The 18,874-nt window shown below is 68.7% G+C and carries 18 protein-coding genes and 1 tRNA gene; 7 read left to right on the top strand and 12 right to left on the bottom strand.

Annotated elements, in window-relative coordinates:
• Positions 1–66: 66 nt before the first annotated feature.
• The 3 genes from F4554_RS06400 to F4554_RS06390 all read right to left on the bottom strand — a co-directional run bounded on the left by F4554_RS06400 (position 67) and on the right by F4554_RS06390 (position 3,704).
• Entirely contained in the window at positions 67–2,040 is a 1,974-nt protein-coding gene (locus tag F4554_RS06400; protein WP_179786529.1) for an ABC transporter ATP-binding protein, read from the bottom strand.
• A gap of 301 nt (positions 2,041–2,341) precedes the next feature.
• Complete coding sequence (locus F4554_RS06395; protein ID WP_179786528.1) at positions 2,342–2,851, bottom strand: nucleoside/nucleotide kinase family protein; 510 nt, start codon at positions 2,849–2,851, stop codon at positions 2,342–2,344.
• Between the two features lie 175 nt (positions 2,852–3,026).
• Positions 3,027–3,704 carry a sulfotransferase gene (locus tag F4554_RS06390; RefSeq protein WP_179786527.1) on the bottom strand — a complete coding sequence of 226 codons (678 nt, stop codon included), beginning with the start codon at positions 3,702–3,704 and terminating at the stop codon, positions 3,027–3,029.
• 154 nt (positions 3,705–3,858) lie between these two features.
• Here F4554_RS06390 and F4554_RS06385 point away from each other — a divergent pair, with 154 nt between their 5' ends.
• Positions 3,859–4,644, top strand: coding sequence for a phosphotransferase enzyme family protein (locus tag F4554_RS06385; protein WP_202889170.1), 786 nt, complete (start codon positions 3,859–3,861; stop codon positions 4,642–4,644).
• Between the two features lie 311 nt (positions 4,645–4,955).
• The gene (locus F4554_RS06380; protein ID WP_202889169.1) at positions 4,956–5,588 is read left to right on the top strand and encodes a mycothiol transferase; all 633 of its coding nucleotides are present in this window, start codon (positions 4,956–4,958) and stop codon (positions 5,586–5,588) included.
• Between the two features lie 204 nt (positions 5,589–5,792).
• On the opposite strand, the gene F4554_RS06375 is transcribed toward F4554_RS06380, so the two are convergent.
• Positions 5,793–6,167, bottom strand: a complete 375-nt coding sequence (locus tag F4554_RS06375) for a hypothetical protein (RefSeq protein WP_179786524.1) — start codon at positions 6,165–6,167, stop codon at positions 5,793–5,795.
• Positions 6,168–6,902: 735 nt separating this feature from the next.
• On the opposite strand from F4554_RS06375, the gene F4554_RS06370 reads away from it, so the two are divergent.
• On the top strand, positions 6,903–8,411 hold the full coding sequence (locus tag F4554_RS06370; protein WP_202889168.1) for an aldehyde dehydrogenase family protein: 1,509 nt from the start codon (positions 6,903–6,905) through the stop codon (positions 8,409–8,411).
• A 410-nt stretch (positions 8,412–8,821) separates the two neighbouring features.
• Positions 8,822–9,721: a hypothetical protein gene (locus F4554_RS06365; RefSeq protein ID WP_179786522.1), complete on the top strand. Its 900-nt coding sequence runs from the start codon at positions 8,822–8,824 to the stop codon at positions 9,719–9,721.
• A gap of 374 nt (positions 9,722–10,095) precedes the next feature.
• Here the strand turns inward: F4554_RS06365 and F4554_RS06360 are convergent.
• Both F4554_RS06360 and proS read right to left on the bottom strand, forming a co-directional pair.
• Positions 10,096–10,169 (bottom strand) — tRNA-Gln (locus tag F4554_RS06360).
• 95 nt (positions 10,170–10,264) lie between these two features.
• Positions 10,265–11,677 (bottom strand): proline--tRNA ligase, encoded by a 1,413-nt coding sequence (gene proS, locus F4554_RS06355; protein WP_179786521.1) that lies wholly within the window; start codon positions 11,675–11,677, stop codon positions 10,265–10,267.
• 51 nt (positions 11,678–11,728) lie between these two features.
• Between proS and F4554_RS06350 the strand changes: the two genes are divergently transcribed.
• A complete protein-coding gene (locus tag F4554_RS06350) occupies positions 11,729–12,169 on the top strand; it encodes a hypothetical protein (RefSeq protein ID WP_179786520.1) in 441 nt (146 codons plus the stop codon).
• A 46-nt stretch (positions 12,170–12,215) separates the two neighbouring features.
• Here F4554_RS06350 and F4554_RS06345 read toward each other — a convergent pair whose 3' ends face one another.
• From F4554_RS06345 to F4554_RS06325, 5 genes are read right to left on the bottom strand one after another with little or no spacing between them, the layout of a single operon-like run.
• Entirely contained in the window at positions 12,216–13,028 is an 813-nt protein-coding gene (locus F4554_RS06345; RefSeq protein WP_179786519.1) for a CPBP family glutamic-type intramembrane protease, read from the bottom strand.
• A 9-nt stretch (positions 13,029–13,037) separates the two neighbouring features.
• Positions 13,038–13,940: an NAD-dependent epimerase/dehydratase family protein gene (locus F4554_RS06340; RefSeq protein ID WP_179786518.1), complete on the bottom strand. Its 903-nt coding sequence runs from the start codon at positions 13,938–13,940 to the stop codon at positions 13,038–13,040.
• A 28-nt stretch (positions 13,941–13,968) separates the two neighbouring features.
• A complete protein-coding gene (locus tag F4554_RS06335; RefSeq protein WP_179786517.1) occupies positions 13,969–14,340 on the bottom strand; it encodes a VOC family protein in 372 nt (123 codons plus the stop codon).
• A 27-nt stretch (positions 14,341–14,367) separates the two neighbouring features.
• The gene (locus F4554_RS06330; protein WP_179786516.1) at positions 14,368–14,844 is read right to left on the bottom strand and encodes a GNAT family N-acetyltransferase; all 477 of its coding nucleotides are present in this window, start codon (positions 14,842–14,844) and stop codon (positions 14,368–14,370) included.
• Positions 14,841–15,695: a trans-aconitate 2-methyltransferase gene (locus tag F4554_RS06325; RefSeq protein ID WP_179786515.1), complete on the bottom strand. Its 855-nt coding sequence runs from the start codon at positions 15,693–15,695 to the stop codon at positions 14,841–14,843. Before F4554_RS06325 ends, F4554_RS06330 begins: the two co-directional genes overlap by 4 nt.
• Positions 15,696–15,816: 121 nt before the next feature.
• Here F4554_RS06325 and F4554_RS06320 point away from each other — a divergent pair, with 121 nt between their 5' ends.
• A complete protein-coding gene (locus F4554_RS06320; protein ID WP_179786514.1) occupies positions 15,817–16,356 on the top strand; it encodes a MarR family transcriptional regulator in 540 nt (179 codons plus the stop codon).
• Positions 16,357–16,431: 75 nt separating this feature from the next.
• On the top strand, positions 16,432–16,884 hold the full coding sequence (locus tag F4554_RS06315) for an Rrf2 family transcriptional regulator (RefSeq protein ID WP_179786513.1): 453 nt from the start codon (positions 16,432–16,434) through the stop codon (positions 16,882–16,884).
• A gap of 35 nt (positions 16,885–16,919) precedes the next feature.
• On the opposite strand, the gene F4554_RS06310 is transcribed toward F4554_RS06315, so the two are convergent.
• Complete coding sequence (locus tag F4554_RS06310) at positions 16,920–18,815, bottom strand: ABC-F family ATP-binding cassette domain-containing protein (protein ID WP_179786512.1); 1,896 nt, start codon at positions 18,813–18,815, stop codon at positions 16,920–16,922.
• Positions 18,816–18,874 lie beyond the last annotated feature (59 nt).

Genomic DNA, 18,874 nt, shown 5'->3' with positions numbered 1-18,874 from the left:
CCAGCCTTGCCACCGTACTTCCGGGCGCGACGCGGTTACCACGTTGGTGGCCGACAACGACCGGATTCAGACACCTGGCTCGCGCTCCCTGACGCGGCAGTCCGGACAGGAGCTTTCGTCGGACAACGAGGCAGACGAACGATCAAGGCGCCGCCGACGCGGATCCGTCAGGGCGCCCTCTGTCGCGGGCAGCGAGTCCAGACCCACGTAGCTGCTGGCCTGGCGAGTGAACATGTCGTGGTAGACGCCGGATTTTGCCATCAGCTCAGGGTGGGTGCCGCGCTCGATGACGCGGCCGTGCTCCATGACGAGGATCTGGGTGGCGTCGCGAGCCAGCGCGAGCCGGTGGCTGATGACGATCGTCGCCTTGCCCTTGGCCATCGAACGCAGGATGCCGAGGATGTCGTGCTCTGCCAGCGCGTCCAGGGCCGCGGTTGGTTCGTCGAAGATGAGAATTTCCGTTGCATCATCCCGCATCAGGGCCCGCGCGATGGCGATCCGCTGCCACTGTCCACCCGAGGGCTCGATGCCATGGTCGAGTTGCTTGCTGAGGGTCGTGTCGAGGTCACGCGGCAGTTTGGCGACCGCGGGCAGGAGGCCGGCCTTGCCGGCTGCGGCGCGGACACGCTCATCGTCGTCGAGGCCGGACAGCTGTCCGTACCCGATGTTCTCCCGCATGGTCGCGGGGAAGCGGGCGTAGTCCTGGTTGACCACGCCGATTCGGTCGCGCCATTCGTTCAGGTCCACCGAACGAATGCCGTGTCCGTTCCAGGTGATCGTGCCCTCCTGCGGGTCGTACAACCGGCACAGGAGCTTGGCGAGGGTCGTCTTTCCCGCTCCGTTCTCACCGACGACGACCAGCATCTCGCCGGGGCGAACCTCCAGGTCGACCTGCTGCAGGACTGGTCGTTCCGAGCCGGGGTAGGCGAACGTGACGCCACCGACGACCAGGCCCTTCCCGGCATCGGATACCACCGCTGAGGTGGGGAGCGCGGGGGTGCGTGAGACGAGGGTCGGCTCCAGGTCGAGGAGCCGGAACGCCGCCCGGGAGGCCAGCGCGATCTCGTGCAGGCTGGATCCGTTGCCCGCGAGGATGAAGAGGCTGCGCCGAACCTCGAACACGATTCCCGCGTACAACGCCAGGTCGCCGAGGCTGAACTGGCCGCTGGCCGCCAGCAGCACCACGAACGCGTACGGAATCCCGACGCCTGGTCCACTGACCAGCGACCACGCCAGTACCCGGACCGCACCCTGGCGGCGGACCCGCTGCATGTGGTCGAACGTGTCGTGGAACAGCGTGCGCCAGCCGGCCAGTAGCAGCGGCTGCAGGCGGAACAGGCGTATCTCTTTCGCGTACTCCGGCGAGGTGAGGACCTGACCGCGGATCCGCATCGACCGGGTGGTGCCGGCGAGGGTCTCCTCGACGTTCCAGGCTCGTCGCTCGAAGCCCAACTGGACCAGAACCGAGGGCATAGCGGTCGCGAAGATGACGATCGGCACCCACCACGCCAACGAGAACGACAGCCCGACGACCGGAACCAGGACGAAGACACCGATCATCAGGTTGGACACCGTGGTCGCCAGCTGATGGATCCTCGGGATGCTCTGCTCGGCGAGCTGGAGGATGTTCAGTCGTTCGGGGTCCTCGAACAACGCGATGTCCTCGAAGCCCGCCACCTTGTCGTACATCAGGTAGGTGGTGCTGCCCTCCAGCTTGTCGCGGAACGCGCCGACCTGGAAACCCTGGATCGTCTCCACGGTGTCGAGGACGACGTGCGCGACGAGGAATCCCACGACGGCCCACAACAGGACCGGATTCGCCAACACGTGATGGAGAGTGCCGGACTCGGATCGGCTCTCCGCGATCCGCGCGGTCTGGTCGATGACGACCTTGCCCAGGAACAACGTGAACGCAGGACCCGCGCCCATACCAGCGCTCAGCAGGGTCAGCTGCACCAGTTCTCTCGGGGCCGCCCGCCAACACAGTCCCAGACTCCGGCGGAGAGCGCGCAGGCTGTCCGCGTACTCGTTGAGCCGCATCGTCGTCCCACCATCCCCGGTCTCCGGCAAACGCGGACCAGCGTGACACGGCCTCGACGTATGCGCAGCCCGATCAGCCGCAGCGTGGGCCCGCGGCGCGACATCGAACCGGTCACGTCTGCCGCCGTACTTGCGAGGCCTCCGGATCCTGGACCCCGGCTGCGGGAGCGGCGCGAAGGCAGTGCACTGAGCCCACCACGGCGCGGTCAGCGCACTTCCGCTTCGATCACGTTCGGGAGGTCGGCGCTCTGATGTCACCGCTGTTCGGCATCGCCGCGCGCTGGGAACTCGGTGTACCGGCCTAGATGTTGCCGCTCAGGTTGGCGACGACAGCGACCCGGCGCGCGACCTCCATGGGGGTCAGCCCATCGGTCTCCACTACGTGGTCGGCCGGGGTCCCCTGGGCGGATGCGTATCGGCTCCGGTAGAAGTCGTTCACGCTCGGCCGTTCCGGATCCGCCTCGAAGCGACGGGCCCACACTTCGCGCCCCGCGTGCAGCTGAACCGATGTTGCCTTGGACTCAGGAGGAAGCAGCGTGGAGACGAGGCGTTGCATCTCTACGGATTGGAAGACCCAGGTAACCACCAGGACATCGACGCCGGCATGAGCGGCGTGATCCGCTACGGAGCGCAGGTTTTCCTGCACCAGGGTTTTCATCCGCTCATCGACTCGCCAGGGCTGGTGGAGCCACAGGCTGTCCACATCCACCCACTGGAGGAGCTCCGGCCCAGCTTGGGCAAGGTTCAGGAGGCTTCGGGCCACCGTGGACTTGCCGATACCGGGAGCTCCGCCCAACAGCACTGCGCGCACCGAAAAACTGTACAGGTCACCGGCTCCGGCGTGTCATCACCTTTCGCCTGCACGGCAGACGGTCAGGTCGTCCGTCCAGCATGGTTGTGGTGGGCTTTCGTGCGCGGGGCGTCCACCGTTGAAGAGGTGATCCGGGCGAAGATCGACCTCGACACGGGCCGCGTGACAGGGCGTCCTACTCGGGCGCGCCCTGGTTTGACGATCGAACTGACGCGACCCGTACCTGATCCTTGCGAGCGCGCATCGCCTTGCGCGCCACATAGTCCGCGGTGCTGTTCTCATGGGGGAAGGGCCGGTCAGGAACGGAGATGCCCAAGGCACGGCAGATCGGATCCCAGCCGTCACCCGGTTGCCACTCGATCAGCCGCTTGGGGTCGACTTCCGCACGGACCTCGCCCAGCCACCGCTCATAGCCGGCCATGGCCTCGTCCGGGTCATCGATATCGGTGAACACCTCGCGGAAAATGACCTGGAACAGAGGCACCATCGGGTCGCCGTCGTCCTTCGCGAGCAACTCGCGCGTACGGGGAAGAACGGTTGCCGCCATGCTGCGGTACCACACCTTGGGATCGCAGCGGTGCGACAGCAACACAGGGGCGTCCGGGTATGCCGCGGCCAGGTCGCGCCAGCAGTTCGAGAACGGCGCATCCACCCCTGCGGCGTAGCCGGCCAGGAAGTCCCCCCACTCCGGCGGGTCTCCTTCGATGGCGTCCACCCAAGTGCGGGCGTGCTCAGGGTGCGCGAAGGCCTCGCTCATGTGGTAGACGGGCGCACCAAGTAGATACCGCAGAGCCTCACGAAGAGAGGCAGTTCCGGTACGGGGCAAACCGGCGCCGATCAGTTGCAGAGCCACGTCCGCAGTCTATGGACGGGCCTGACCCTGGACGGGCGGGACTCTGGTCTTTCGCCTCACCCAAAGGGAGCCCGCGCACATTCCGGTGCCGAGGTTGATCTCGGGAGATCAATAGTCGTTGCGGCTCATCGGTTCGCCGGGCAAGGTGACCGACATGGCTGACAGCTCTGAGGAGAAGCTCACCGGTGGCGTGGTCAACACCGTCGTGCGTGTCGGGCAAACCGTGCGTCGCACGACCGGTCCATGGACGCCCGCTATCCACTCGTTACTCGATCACCTGGAGCGGGTCGGCTTCCCTTACTCGCCTCGGGTGCTTGGCATCGACGAGCACGATCGTGAGGTCTTGACCTACATCGAGGGCACGCCGGCGATGCGCCCCTGGCCGCACGTGCTGCGTTGCGAGGAGGGGTTGCACACCCTTGGCCGGATGCTGCGGGAACTGACCGATGCAGTCCAGAAGTTCGACCCGCCTCCGGACGCGGTCTGGCGTACCAGCCCAGCAGGGTCTCCCCTGCCGGGTGGCAGCATCCGCCATGGCGACATGGGAATGTGGAACACGATCTGGGATGGGGACCGGCTCGTCGGGCTGATCGACTGGGACTTCGCCGAACCCGCCCCGCCGCTGTGGGACCTCGCCCAAACGGCGTGGTACGCGGTCCCGTTCTACCGAGGCGAGGACGGCTGGCGGTCCTGCGGCTTCACAACCGAACCAGACCACCGGCGCCGGTTCGCCGCACTGTGTGATGCCTACGGCGCGGAACGGGAGGCAGTTCTCGACGCACTCGTCGACCTCCAGGCCACCGAACGCCACCGAGTCGCCACACTCGGCGCCGCAGGCATCGCCCCCTTCCAGGACTTCCTCGCCCGAGGCGACCTCGCAGAGTTGGACGAGGAAGCAGCCTGGCTCACTGCACGACGCACAAGCCTCCTATCCGGCTGACCGACTCTCTTCTTCGCCACCGGCCGGGAGCTTGACCTCCAGCGGCATGGGGTGTCTTGCAAAGGCCACTCGCCGGCTGAGCTCCGTCGAGTGTGGATCCCCGCCGCGTCTGACAGCACGTGTCTTGACCGTGGATCACCGCTACGGACCAAGATCATCCCTGGCTTGGGGTGCGCAGAGGGCACGCCGAGCTCAGAGCCGACCCCTTGCGAAAGCAGGACACAGGCTGTCTTGACTCCTCCGTATCATGTCGCGCGACTCAGCCCAGTACCCGCCGTAGGAGGAGATCGAGGATGACTAGTTCCCGCCCAGTGGATGAGAAGGAGTATCTACACGCGCGCCTGCGCGGTGTCCGCGACATCCTGCTGTGGAAACTCGACGGACTCAGCGATGCTGACATTCGCCGGCCGATGACCAGCTCGGGCACGAACCTGTTGGGCCTGGTCAAGCACGTCATGGGCAGCGAGACCAACTATCTCGGAGAGACCTTCGGTAGGCCAGCGTCGCAATCCGGTATCCGGATGCCATGGTGGGAAGGCGGCAGCGGCCTGGACGGCGCAGACATGTACGCCGTTCCAGGCGAATCTACCGAGTACATCGTCGACCTGTACCGCCGATCCTGCGCGCACGCTGACCAGACGATCACCGAACTCAGCCTGGACGACATCGGCGCCGTCCCCCACAGCGGGGAGAAACTCACCTTGCGGCAAGCCCTCGTACACACCATCTTGGAGACAGGTCACCACGCCGGACACGCCGACATCGTGCGTGAGCTCATCGACGGGTCAATCGGTGGACGAGGCGACATGGACCGCATCTACACCGATGACAAGACTGGCGAGACCTGGCGGGCGGTCCCCGATGAGGCACGGCGTCGGGAAATCTACGAACGAGTTGCCGCATCAGCGGCAGCCGCTGAGCAGGCTTCGAACGGACGTCGATAGAGAGCCCCGTGTCCCTACGTTTTCGGCCAGCTGTGAGCGCTCGCGCAGATCTACGACATCAGATCCACACAGGTCCCAGACCTGCAAGATCACCGCGTCCCTGATTGCCGCAGGCGCAGTGGTACCTGTGGGACTTCGGCTCGCAACACCAGCCACCTGTCGCCCAGCCAGTAGCCGTCGGCGGTCCGTTCATCGACCACCAGGTTAGTGAGCGAGACCCTCCCGCAGGTCGGGGCAGGTCGATGAGAGGCTCTGGCGCAGGTTGTCCGTGCTCTTTCCCACGCCCTCGGCAGCCGACCCGAGCGCCTGCCAGGCCTTTGCCGTGGTGGCCTGTCCCTGCAGGTTCTCGATGGCCTTGCCGAGCTGGGAGACTGCGCGGGAGAGCGCGGCGATTTGCTCCTTCCATTCCGGCGGGGCGACGGCCTGCAGCGACTGCAGGTTCTTCTGAACCTGGGCGATGTTCTGCTGGGAATTTCGGACCTTGGTGTAATCCTGCGCCGTCAGCACGCCGACCGAGTTTTGCACGGCCAAGGCGCGCGCGCAGACGGCAGCTTTCCCGGTTGGCGTGGCTGCCTTCACTCCAGGCGCCGCCGAGCTCTCCGGATGTAGCTGGGTTCCGGCTCCGGAGTCACCGACGCAGCTGGTCGGTGCCACAAGAAGGACGAGAGCGACTGCAGCGACCGGAATCCTCTGCCACCGCCCACTTCGTCTCGGCCCAATCCACCGGCCGACTCCGAAAACCGGACGACTGGCACCATCCTGTTGCAAGACCATCCATCCGCCCCCTTGTCACAGGTCAAGATTCAGTGTCAGCCACGAGGACGGTGGGGGCCCCCTTCTCCGCGGATGAGATGTCTTGGGCTCAGGGGCCTGGCAGGCCGATGGGAAGTCACGTAGCCAAACGAGGTGGCTAAAACTCCGGCCCGGCACCAGGCGGGGCCCGTGGCGGCCTGAGGCCGACTGTGAACACGTAGGGAGTCCTCACCTGGCGAGCGAATGGGATGGGTATTTTTCGAATGGCTCGGAGGATCGGTAAGGTTGCTGAGTGGTCGGAGAGTTGCATCAAAGGGGGTTGCAGATGCGTAATCGGACCGCGAATGAGTGGACTGAAACTATCTGGCACCCGACCACTGGATGCGGCCGTATTTCGGCTGGTAATGACGACCGTTACGCGATGTCGCTGTCAAAGTGCCGGAAATCCGTGGCCCGACCCAGGTGTCACCCCGAGGCTCTCGAGACCGCAGTGCTTGGGGCGATCGTCGTGACACATCACAGTCAGCGGTGGCCGGTGCAGGGCCGGGCGAAAGCGCCGTCATGACGAGCGCGCACGCAACCGAATCGAGTGCGCGCGCGGCGTTTCGGCCGGCCGTTCCGTACCCCCTTTTCATCGGAGGCCGGCCTGTCCCGACGACCGACAGCTTCGAGGCGGTCGACCCGAGCACAGGAAGCGTCTGGGCGACACTCGCGCAAGCGACGAGCGAGCACGTCGAGCAGGCGGTCAAGGCCGCCCGGGACGCCCTCCCGAAGTGGCGCGCCACGGGCCCCGCCGAGCGCCAGGCGGTGCTGAACCGCCTGGCCGACCAGATCGAGCAGGACGGCGCCTGGCCGACCCTGCTGGCCACCGAGAACGGCCGTCCGATCAGGGAGGCAGAGGGTGCCGACGTGCCCACGGCGGTCGCAATCTTCCGCTACTACGCCGGCCTGGTGCGCTCGCTCGGCGGGGAGGCGCTCACGACCGACGATCCGGATCTCCGGGTCTGGACCGCGCGGGAACCTGTCGGCGTGGTCGCCGCTCTCATCCCGTGGAACTCGCCACTCATCTCCACCGCTCTCAAGGTGGCGCCCGCGCTCGCCGCCGGCAACACCGTCGTGCTCAAGCCGTCGGAGTTCGCCGCCGCGAGTGTCGTGGAGTTCGGTTTGCGCACCGCGGATCTGCTGCCGCCCGGCGTGCTGAACATCCTCACGGGCTACGGGCCGCGAGCCGGGGCGGCGCTGGTCGCGAATCCGGGGGTCGACAAGATCTCGTTCACCGGCGGCGTGCCCACCGCGCGCTCGATCCTGCACGCCGCGGCCGACCAGATCACGCCGGCGGTGATGGAACTCGGGGGCAAGAGCGCGTTCGTGATCTGTCCCGACGCCGACCTGGACCTCGCCGTGGCCGATGCGCTCCTGGGCATCGCCTTCCAGAACGGTCAGGTCTGCTTCGCCGCGTCGCGGCTCCTCCTTCACGACGCGATCCGCGACGCGTTCCTCGAGCGGTTCATAGGGATCATGCGCCAGATCCGAATCGGGGACGCCGTCGACCCGAGAACGCAGGTCGGTCCACTCGTGTCTGCCGCACACCGGGACCGCGTCCGCAGTCATGTCCAGCGTGCCGTGGACGAAGGCGCCGAACTGCTGTGCGGCGGAGGCACGCCCGACCTTCCCGCCGGACTGGACGGCTTCTTCTTCGAGCCGGTGGTCCTCGCCGACGAGCGGGGCAGCACCGCGGTGTCGCGCGAGGAAGTGTTCGGGCCGGTGGTCACCGTGCAGTCCTGGAGCGACGAGGGAGACGCGATCACGCGTGCGAACGCCAGCGACTTCGGGCTCGCCGCCGGCGTATGGACGCGGGACCTCGCCCGCGCCCACCGATTCGCTGCGGCACTCGACGCCGGGACCGTGTGGGTCAACACCTGGTTCGACGTCAGCCCTGGCCAGCCGCTCGGAGGCATCAAGCACAGCGGCTACGGGAGGGAGATGTCAGCGGAAGCGCTGCTCGAATACACGACTTCGAAAGCGGTCGCGATGCGCCTTTCGTCCGGGCGCCCGAAGATGTGGGGATGACGAACCCGCGCGGTGCCTAAGGGCAACGGCATGACACGCACCGTCAGCAATCTTGCAGACAAGCGGAGCCTCGGACACAGGCTCGCAAGATCTGGTTGTCGAATTCCTCCTGGAACAATTGCTTCCGCGGCACGTGGCGGCAGAGTTGTTCTGTAGGCCGAGTCTCCATTCTTGTCATGGTCAGTTTCCGGAACCGTTGCCTGGGCATCCGCAGATCAAGCAGGCGGATCCCAGATACGCGGGGGCAGTCCATGAGTAGAGGCGCACGTGGAATCCTGGCCATCGGCGCGGCACTGGGAGTGTGTTTTGCACTACCGGGTCTGACAGGATCAACCGCCAGAGCTGACGGAACACCGTCGGACCACGACCATCATCGTCACCACCACCGCCCTCCTAACTTTGTTATCGATGTGCCCTGCCAGACAGCCGCCCTCATCGATGCGATCAACATGGCAAACGCCTCCCCGGACTCTAACCTCCTGACGCTTGCGTCTGGCTGTGCGTATACCCTCACCGAGCCGCAACCCGGCACCGTCACCGGACTACCCCGAATTACTTCGCCCATAGCTTTCAATGGGCTCACCGGTGGCGGAAACGTCACCATCACGCGTTCCATCGCCCCGAACACCCCGGAATTCCGGATCGTCGAGATCACCTCGAGTGGCAGCCTGGCGGATTTCGGAGTGACGATCAGCAACGGTGCCGTCAGTGACCGGGTGCCGAGCGACGGTCACAGCGGAGGCGGGATCCTGGTTCGGGAGGGCGGTTCCCTGGCCCTTGTCCGGGCAAGGGTGACCGGAAACACGGGATTCGCCGGCGGAATCCACAACTTCGGCAGGGCAACGCTCGATAACACCACAGTCGACGGCAACATCGGAGTACTGGGCGGCGGTATCAACAACGAGGCCGAGGGCACAATCAACATCTTCGGCGGGTCGATCCTCAGCGGAAACCAGGTGCAATCCCACACTGAGACACCTACTATCAGCGCCCAAGGAGGCGGTATCTTCAACGCCGGCGAGGCTATGATCGGTCCGGCGACGATCGAAAACAACCAGGCGCTGCGCTCTTCCTCGACCGCGCCGATGGCGATCGGCGGTGGCATCTCCAACGACGGCACCGAAAATCCGGACGCGCACATATTCTTCCAGACCGGCGCCGTGGTCAAAGGCAACTCCTCTGCCGACCGGCCAGGCGGGATCAACAATTCCGCACTGATCTTCAACCTGGGCACGGCCGCGCTGATCCAAGGCAATACGCCGACGAACTGTGCAGGTAGCCCGAACCCGGTTCCCGAATGTGTCGGTTGACGCTCCGCGTTAAAGGCGATACGCGTCTCCAATATGCCGCTGACCTACGGCGGTGCTGGCGAAGCGAGTATCTGGCGTGCCATCCGTGGCACTCGACGACTTCGTTTCATGGGCAGAACCATGGGCATCGGGGACGGTCTCTGCCCGGCTTCGTTGGCCGATCACCCGAAGCAGAGCCCGAGCGTCCTTCGTCGGTACGGTGAGGTAACTGTCCGTACCCGTCAGCGAGTCCGTTCCGGCATGGACCAGCACCTGGTAGGAGTTCCAGCGACGCCGTATGAAGCCGAGCCTGCGGCCTGCCTATCCCAGGGGAAGGTCATGGGTAGCGGCCCGAACGATCACCGTCGACGGCGACAAAGCTGCAGGTCAGAGGGTGGCTGGGGTGGGAGGACTCGAACCCCCATCATCAGATCCAAAATCTGAGGTCTTGCCCTTAGACGACACCCCAAGGCGCCCACAGCCTACGCGGGAGCCGATCAGGCTCCGCACCCGGTTGAGGGCGTTTCGACCGGCCGGTGCGACCAGGTCCGACTCAAGTACTGGTCAGTACGACCGGCCGACGATCGCGATCAGGTCCGGCTCGTCCTCCGCCTCCGGCACGCTCCCGTCGGGGCGGAGCAGGCAGCGTACGGTCACCGCGCTCTCCGCCAGCCGGGCCTCGCCCTCCTCGCCGACCGCCGCCCACGGGATCCGCGCCCAGCCCGACCCCGCCGCCTCGGTCGCCTCGTCGATCGTCGCCACGTCGACCGTACGGGAGTCGCGGAACTCCTCCGCCTCCCGCAGCAGCGCGGCCTGGTCTGCGGAAAGCGCCTCCTCGACCGCCGCCACGACACCCGCGACCGGCGTCGGCGTCTTCGTACCCGGGATCCGCCGCACCACGGTGACCGTGCCGGCGGTCACGTCGCGCGGGCCGATCTCGATCCGCACCGGGACACCCTTCAGCTCCCAGTCGACGGCACGGCGGCCGTACGCCACCGCCACCTGGTCGTCGAGAGCGACGCGGACGCCGGCGGCGCGCAGGTCGTCCACCAACGTGCCCGCGAGCTCTGCGACACCCTCACCTGCCTTGACCATCGTCACCACGACCTGGGTCGCGGCGAGGCGCGGCGGGATCCGCAGACCGGAGTCGTCGCCGTGCGTCATGATCAGCCCGCCCACCATCCGCGTGGACGCGCCCCAGGAGGTCGTCCAGGCGTACGGCCGCTCCCCCTCGGCGTCGAGGAAGCGGATGTCGAACGCCCGCGCGAAGTTCTGCCCCATCTCGTGGCTGGTGCCCATCTGCAGCGCCTTGCCGTCCCGCATCATCGCCTCACAGGTCAGCGTGTGCGCGGCACCGGCGAAGCGTTCCTTCGGCGTCTTAATCCCGGGTATGACGGGAATGGCGAGTACGTCGACCATCATCGCGGCGTACGTCTCGTGCAGGATCCGGCGCGCGTACGCGGCGGCGTCCGCCTGCGTCGCGTGCACGGTGTGGCCCTCCTGCCACAAGAACTCACTCGTCCGCAGGAACACCCGCGGCCGCAGCTCCCACCGCACGACGTTGGCCCACTGGTTGAGCAGCAGCGGCAGGTCGCGGTAGCTCTGGACCCACTTCGCCATGTACTCGCCGAAGATCGTCTCGCTGGTGGGGCGGACGACGATCGGCTCCTCGAGGTCCTTCCCGCCGGCGTGGGTGACCACGGCGAGCTCGGGGCTGAACCCCTCGACGTGCTCGGCCTCGCGCTGGAGGTAGCTCTCCGGGATGAACAGCGGGAAGTAGGCGTTCTGGGCGCCCGCGTCCTTGATCCGGGCGTCCAGCTCGGCCTGCATCCGCTCCCAGATCGCATAGCCGTACGGACGGATGACCATGGTCCCGCGGACCGGGCCGTTGTCGGCAAGCTGGGCCTTGGCCACGACGTCCTGGTACCACCGGGGGAAGTCGCTCACCTGGGAGGTGAGCACCGCTGCTCTGCTCATGGGGCGACACTAGTGTGACGCCGGACGGCGGTGCGAGCGAGAATGCCCTCCATGACCGCCGCCGACCCGCGCGACCCCCGTGACCCCGCTGACCCGGGTGAGCCGAGCGACTCCGGAGAACCCCGCGATCCTCGCGATCTGTACGACTCGGGCGAACCGACGCCGCCGCGTCCTGTACGCCCGCCGCGCAACCGGTCCGGCTGGTTCGGGCTGGCGCTGGCCGGTGCGGCGTTCCTCGCCTCGCTGCTGGTCGCCTGGACGGGAGCAGTGCTCCTCGCCGCCCTCGGCCTGGCACTGTCGGTGACCGGCCTGGTCCGCGCCTACCGCGGTCGGGCCACCAACGGAGCGGCGGCCGCGGGCGGGCTGGCGCTGGCGATCCTCACGATCGCCCTCGGCTTCTTCTGGGCACACCAGGCGCAGCCGTGCCTTCCGTTCTCCCAGGACACCAAGAAGTTCAGCCAGTGCTACCAGGACCACACCGGACTGCTCTGAGGCTGCTCTGAGGCTGCTCTGAACCGGCACCCGGGCAGGGCTCAGCTCAGCGCAGCCAGCTCACGTGGGTGCGCAGCAGCGCGTACCCCACGAACGCCACCACGTCGAGCAGGGTGTGCGCGACGACGAGGGGCCACAGCCGGTTGGTGCGCTGCCAGAACCGCCCGAAGATCAGCCCCATGACGACGTTGCCGACGAAGCCGCCGAACCCCTGGTAGAGGTGGTACGACCCGCGCAGCACCGCCGACGTGATCAGCCCGGAGTTCTCGCTCCACCCGAACTGCCGCAGCCGGGTGAGCAGGTAGCCGACGACCAGCACTTCCTCGGCCCAGGCGTTCCCGGCCGCGGACAGGATCAGCACCGGCGTACGCCACCAGTGCTCGCCCAGGGTGGACGGCTGCACGTTGAGGTTCAGGTCGAGCGCCTGGGCGAGGAAGTACAACCCGAGCCCCGGTATGCCGATCACCGCGGCCAGCACGGCACCGGCAGCGAGGTCGCGTGGCCAGCGGCGCAGGCCGAGCCCGACCAGCCGGGGCCCGATGCCGGACCGCCACAGCAGGTACGCGCCGAGGCCGCCCCACGCGAGCAGTTGCAGGACGCCGGTGAGCTGCAGCGCGAAGTCGATCAGCTGCTGCGCGGCCTGGGAGACGTTGAGCGCCACCGACTGCTTGCTCAGCGGCTCCGGCTTCAGCAGCGAGTCGAGCAGCGACAGCAGGCTGCGCAGGCCGGACAGCCCCAGCGTGACGCTGAAGACGAGCAGCAGTTCGACGAGCAGGGCGCGGCGTTCGCGGGGGTCGGTGACCACCTCGGGCCGGTCGGGACGTCGGGGCGCCAACCAGTCACGTACGCCGTGTCGCACAGCGGAACGCTACCGGGTGTCCCTGTGCAGCAGGCGGGCGATGTCGGCGGCGAACCGGCGTTCGGAGTCGTCCTGGGGCGCGTACCCGATCACCTCGCGCGCGTTGGTGATGCTCCAGAACTTCCGCGCGTTGTCGGACACGCCGTAGAAGATGTGGAACGGCACACCGTGCTCGTCGGCGATGTCCGGTGTCTCGATCGACCGTACGAACAGCTGGCGCAGGTCGCGTTCGCTGATGTAACCGGCGAGCTCACGGACGTAGCGGTGTGCGGGCTGGTCGACGAAGTTCTCCGGGTCGATCTCGCGCGGCACCACGATCCGCACCTGGATCACCTCCAGCGCCCGGCCGAGGCTGCCGCAGGCGTAGAGGAAGCCCAGCGACTCGTACGCCGCCTTCGCCCAGCCGTAGAAGTTGTCCGGCCGCGGGTAGTCCTCCGGGCCAACCCGGTCCCGCCGCCCGGCGAAGTAGGGCTGTTCGTACCACTTGGCGGCCTGGTTGGTGCTGGCCGCGACCACCCGGCGCACGCCGTGGTCCAGCGCGAGCTGGTAGACCCGCTGCATCAGGTCGACGTTGCGGCGTTCGCCGTCGTAGCGGGTCTGCGGGTCCTCACCGTCGGGCCGGTGGTACGCCAGATGCACGACGGTGTCGACGCCCTGGAAGTACTCTGCCAGCTCGCTCGCCGGGGTGCCGAGCAGGTCGACCACCTCGACGTCGGGACCGGGGCGTACGTCGAGGAGTCGCGCGTCGTAGCGGTCCCGGAGTTCGGGCACGAGCTGGCCGGCGATGTAGCCGGTGGCGCCGGTGACCAGCACCCGGCGGCGGGCGCCGGTGTCGGTGGCGGCGCCGGACACGGCGTCGGCGGTCGCGTCGGTCAATGCGTCGGGGTATTTCGCAGTGGAGTCGGTCGGCATCCTCCCAGCCTCGCACCACCGCGTTCGGTCACCGCACCGGCGTGAGGATCTCCACCCGGTTGCCGTTGCCGTCGGCGGTGTGGAACCGCCGGTAGCCCGGGAAGAGCTCGTCCCAGGTCACCGGGAAGCCGGCCGACTCGGCCCGCGCCGCGACCTCCTCGATGTCTTCGTCACTGTCGACACAGAACGCCGGATGGGCCTTGCGCGCCGGCACGAAGTCGGCCTCCACACCGACGTGCACCTCGACCTGCCCGTCGGCGGACCGGAACCACGCCCCGCCTCGGGCGGCGAGCTCCGGCGGCTTGCCGACCTCGGGCAGGCCGAGCACCCCGCCGTAGAACGCCCGCGCCGATTCCTCTCCACCGGGCGGACAGGAAACCTGGACATGGTGCAGCCTCATGCTCGTACTCCGTTCATGCGTACTCCGTCATGCGTCCGCTCCCAGGTAGCGCTTCATCCCCACGTGGCTGGCGACGAAGCCGAGCCGTTCGTAGAACCGGTGCGCGTCCTTTCGGGCGGCGTTCGAGGTGAGCTGCAGCCGTACCGCACCACGCCGCCGGCACTCGGCCAGCACCCACTCCATCAGCGCGGCGCCGATCCCCCGCCCACGCAGCTCGGCGGCGGTGCGGACCGACTCGACCTGGCCGACCAGGCCGCCGTGGTACATCAGGTGGCGCAGGAAGTTGACCTGGCAGGTGGCCACGACCTCGCCGTCGAGTACGCCGACGAGCAGCAGCGCGTTCGGGTCGGCGGTGATCTCCTCGTACGCCGCGACGTAGCCGGGAGCAGGCTCCGCGTCGTGGCCCACGTCCTCGGCGACCTCGCGGATCGCGTCCGCGGCGACCAGCGCGAGCACCGCGGGCAGGTCCGCGCGCGTGGCCTCGCGTACGACCAGCTCGCTCACGACGCGGCCCGGTGCGCGACGGCGAACACCCGCCGGAACGGCAGGACGGTCCCGTGGTCGCGCCGCGGGTAGGCGGCGGCGAGGCGTTCCTTGTAGGCCCTCTCGAACTCCGGGCGTACGTCGTCGGGCAGCGCCTGCAGCACCGGCCGGGCGCCGGTGCCCCGGATCCACTCGAAAACAGCGTCCTCGCCGGGCAGCACGTGAAGGTACGTCGTCTCCCAGGCGTCCACCTCGCAGCCGGCGCCGGCCAGCAGGGCGAGGTACTCCTCCGCACCCGGCGCGGCGGCCCGCTGCCGGACCCGGCCGGCTAGGTGCGTCGCCCACGGCTCCTCGGCGGCGAGGTCGAACAGGATGCGGTGGGTGGGACTGTCGAAGTTGCCCGGCACCTGCAGGGCCAGCCAGCCGCCGGGTGCGAGGTGGCCGACCCAGGTGGGCAGCAGCGCCTCGTGGCCGGGCACCCACTGCAGGGTCGCGTTGGTGACCAGGACGTCGACCGGCCGGTCCGGCACCCACGAGTGCGCGTCGCCGAGCCGGAACGACAGCCGGCCGGGGCTTTCGGCCGCCAGGTTCTGCGCCCGGTCGATCATCTCCGGCGAGGAGTCGATGCCCTCGACGTGCGCGTCCGGCCAGCGGTCGGCCAGGGTGGCGGTGAGGTTGCCGGGCCCGCAGCCGAGGTCGACGACGTACGCGGGCGCCGGTGCTGCCACCCGGGCGACGAGATCGGCGAACGGCCGGCCGCGCTCGTCGGCGTACTTCAGGTACTGCCGGGGATCCCACCTGAGGCCGTCGGCCCCGCCCGCCCGCCCGGCGTCACCCGTACCGCCCGTGGCCCCTCGATCGTCGGTGCCCATCCGCTGCCTCCCGTGAGAGTCGTGCCCACCAACAGGGCACCGATTTATCTTGACGTCGAGATAGCTTGCCCGAGTCGGTATCTCGACGTCAAGAGTCTTGACACCCCCTAGGCTGGACGTCGTGGACAGCAACGAGCCGGCGCGCCGGAAACCAGCGGGCGCGCCGGGACAGGACGAGGTCGACCGGCTGGTGACCGCGTGGCGCCGGGAGCTGCCCGACCTCGACGTGTCGCCGTTCGAGGTCCTGTCCCGGGTGACCCGGCTGGCGCGCCACCTCGACCGTGCCCGGCGGCTGGTCTTCGCCACCCACGATCTGGAGTCGTGGGAGTTCGACGTCCTCACCGCGTTGCGCCGCGCCGGCACGCCGTACGAACTCTCCCCCGGCCGGCTGCTCACCCAGACCCTCGTCACCAGCGGAACCATGACCAACCGGATCGACCGGCTGGCCGCCAAGGACCTGGTCGAACGCCGTCCGGACCCCGCCGACCGCCGCGGCGTACGGGTCCGGCTCACCCCGAAGGGCCGCGACCGGGTGGACACCGCCCTCGCCGATCTGCTCGCCCACGAACGCGAACTGCTGGCCGGGCTGCCGGCCGCCGACCGCGACCAGCTCGCGGACCTGCTGCGCCGGCTGCTCGGGCCGTTCGACGAACGCAGCTGAATCCAGGCACTCGACACGCCCAGCGTCGGGGACCGGGCCGTCCGACCGTCCAGGCGCGCACGGCAGAATGAGCCCGTGCAGATCTCGGCCCGCGCCGACTACGCCGTCCGCGCCATGCTCGAACTCGCCGCGGTACCCCACACGGTCACCGCGCAGGCGCTCGCGGACGCCCAGGGGCTGCCGCACAAGTTCCTCGAGGCGATCCTCGGTGACCTGCGGCGGGCAGGTCTCGTCCGCAGCCTGCGCGGTGCCGAGGGTGGCTACCGGCTCGCCCGCCCCGCCGAGGAGATCGCGGTCGGCGACGTCATCCGCGCCGTCGACGGTCCACTCGCCGGGGTTCGTGGCATGCGCCCGGAGCAGGCGTCGTACGAAGGAGTGGCGGCCAACCTGCAGACGGTGTGGGTGGCCACCCGCGCGGCGGTGCGCGGCGTCCTCGACGAGACCAGCCTGGCCGACGTGGTCAGCGGCAAGCTCTCACCGCACCTGCGCCGGCTGGTGAACAGCCCGCAGGCCTGGGAACCCCGCTGACGGCGAGACACCCCACCCACACCGGCCGCAGCGGCCTACGCCGTTCCCTCCAGGGACTCGGCGAGTTCCAGCCAGCGCGTCTCGACCTCGTCCTTCTCCGCCTGGACTCCGCGTAGTTCGCCGTCCAGCTCCATCAGGCGTTCGTAGTCGCTGGCGTGTTCGGCCTGCGCGCTGTGCAGTTGGTCGACCCGGACGGTCAGCCGGGAGAGCTGGCGTTCGAGCTTGGCCAGCTCCTTCTTCGCCGCCCGCTGGTCGGCGGCCGAGGCCTGCCGCACAGCGCCGTCCTGCGCCGGCGCAGGCGAACCGGCGGCTCCCGAGCCGGCAGCACCCGGCGCCTCGGCCACGCTCGGCGACGCCCCGGCCGCGCTCCCGGCGGCCGGTCCGCCCACTCCGTTCTGGCGCCGCTGGAGGTACTCCTCCACACCGCCGGGCAGCATCGCGAACCGGCCGTCACCCAGCAGCGCCCAGACCGTGTCGCAGGTGCGCTCCAGGAAGTACCGGTCGTGCGTCACCACGACCAGCGAGCCCGGCCAGCCGTCCAGGAAGTCCTCGATGACCTGCAGGGTGTCGATGTCCAGGTCGTTGGTCGGCTCGTCCAGCAGCAACACGTTGGGCTCGGTGAGCAGCAGGCACAACAACTCCAGCCGACGGCGCTCACCACCGGACAGCTCGCCAACCCTGGTGCGCAGCCGGTCGCCGCGGAAGCCGAAGCGTTCCAGCAGGGAGATCGCGGTGACCTCCGGCCCGACGGTCGGCACCGGACGGCGCCCGATCGCGCCCGGACGGATGTTGTCGGGGGCCAGCTTGACCACCCGCTTGATCTCCTCGGCCGCGGCGGCCACGGTCACGTCCGGGTCGAGCGTGCCGAGTTCCTGCGACAGGTGGCCGAGCTGGACGGTCTGGCCCCACGCCACCTTGCCGTGGTCGGGTTCGGTCTCGCCGGCGAGCAGCCGGAGCAGGGTCGTCTTGCCGGCGCCGTTCACCCCCACGACGCCGATACGTTCGCCCGGGCCGAGCTGCCAGCTCACCTCCCGCAGCAGCTCGCGCTCACCGCGGCGTACGTCGATGTCCTTCAGGTCCACCACGGTCTTGCCGAGCCGGGCGGAGGCGAACTTCGCCAGCGCCGGCTGGTCCCGCGGGTCCGGCTCGTCGGCGATCAACGCGGACGCCGCGTCCAGCCGGAACTTCGGCTTGGACGTACGGGCCGGCGCGCCGCGCCGCAGCCAGGCCAGCTCCTTGCGCAGGAGGTTCTGCCGCCTGGACTCGGAGGCGTCGGCCATCCGGTCGCGTTCGGCCCGGGCCAGCACGTATGCTGCGTAGCCACCCTCGAACGAGTTGACCTGCGCGTCGGCCAGCTCCCAGGTCGTCGTACACACCGCGTCCAGGAACCACCGGTCGTGCGTCACCGCCACCAGCGCCTCCGACCGCCCGCGCAGGTGCTGCGCCAGCCAGTCGGTGACCTCGATGTCGAGGTGGTTGGTCGGCTCGTCGAGCAGGACCAGATCGTGCTCGCGGACCAGCAGCCGGGCCAGCGCCGCCCGCCGCCGCTCGCCGCCGGACAGGCCGTCGACGGTGCGTTCGAGGGGTACGTCGGCGAGCAGGCCGGTGAGCACGTCACGTGCCCGGCGGTCCGACAGCCAGGTGTGCGCGGGCAGGTCGCCGAGTACGACGTCGGAGACGGTGCGGCCCGGCTCGAAGTCGTCGCGCTGCCCCAGCACGCCAACCCGCAGCCCGCGGTTGTGGGTGACCCGCCCGGCGTCGGCCTCCTCGGTGCGCGCGAGCAACCCCAGCAGGGTCGTCTTGCCGGCGCCGTTGCGCCCGACCAGGCCGATCCGCTCGCCCGCGGAGACGCCGAGGCTCACCTGCTCCAGCAGCGGCGTGATGCCGTAGGACTTGTCGACCCGTTCGAGGTTGACGAGGTTGGTCGCCATCCGTGCCCTTCTGTCGTGGAGGCGCCGGCCGCGCCGGGCCATCACTGGAGGGCACCCGG

Source organism: Actinopolymorpha rutila (assembly GCF_013407855.1).
Lineage (GTDB): Bacteria > Actinomycetota > Actinomycetes > Propionibacteriales > Actinopolymorphaceae > Actinopolymorpha > Actinopolymorpha rutila.
The sequence above is the reverse complement of the archived record's forward strand: the minus strand, read 5'-3'. Positions and strand labels throughout refer to the sequence as shown.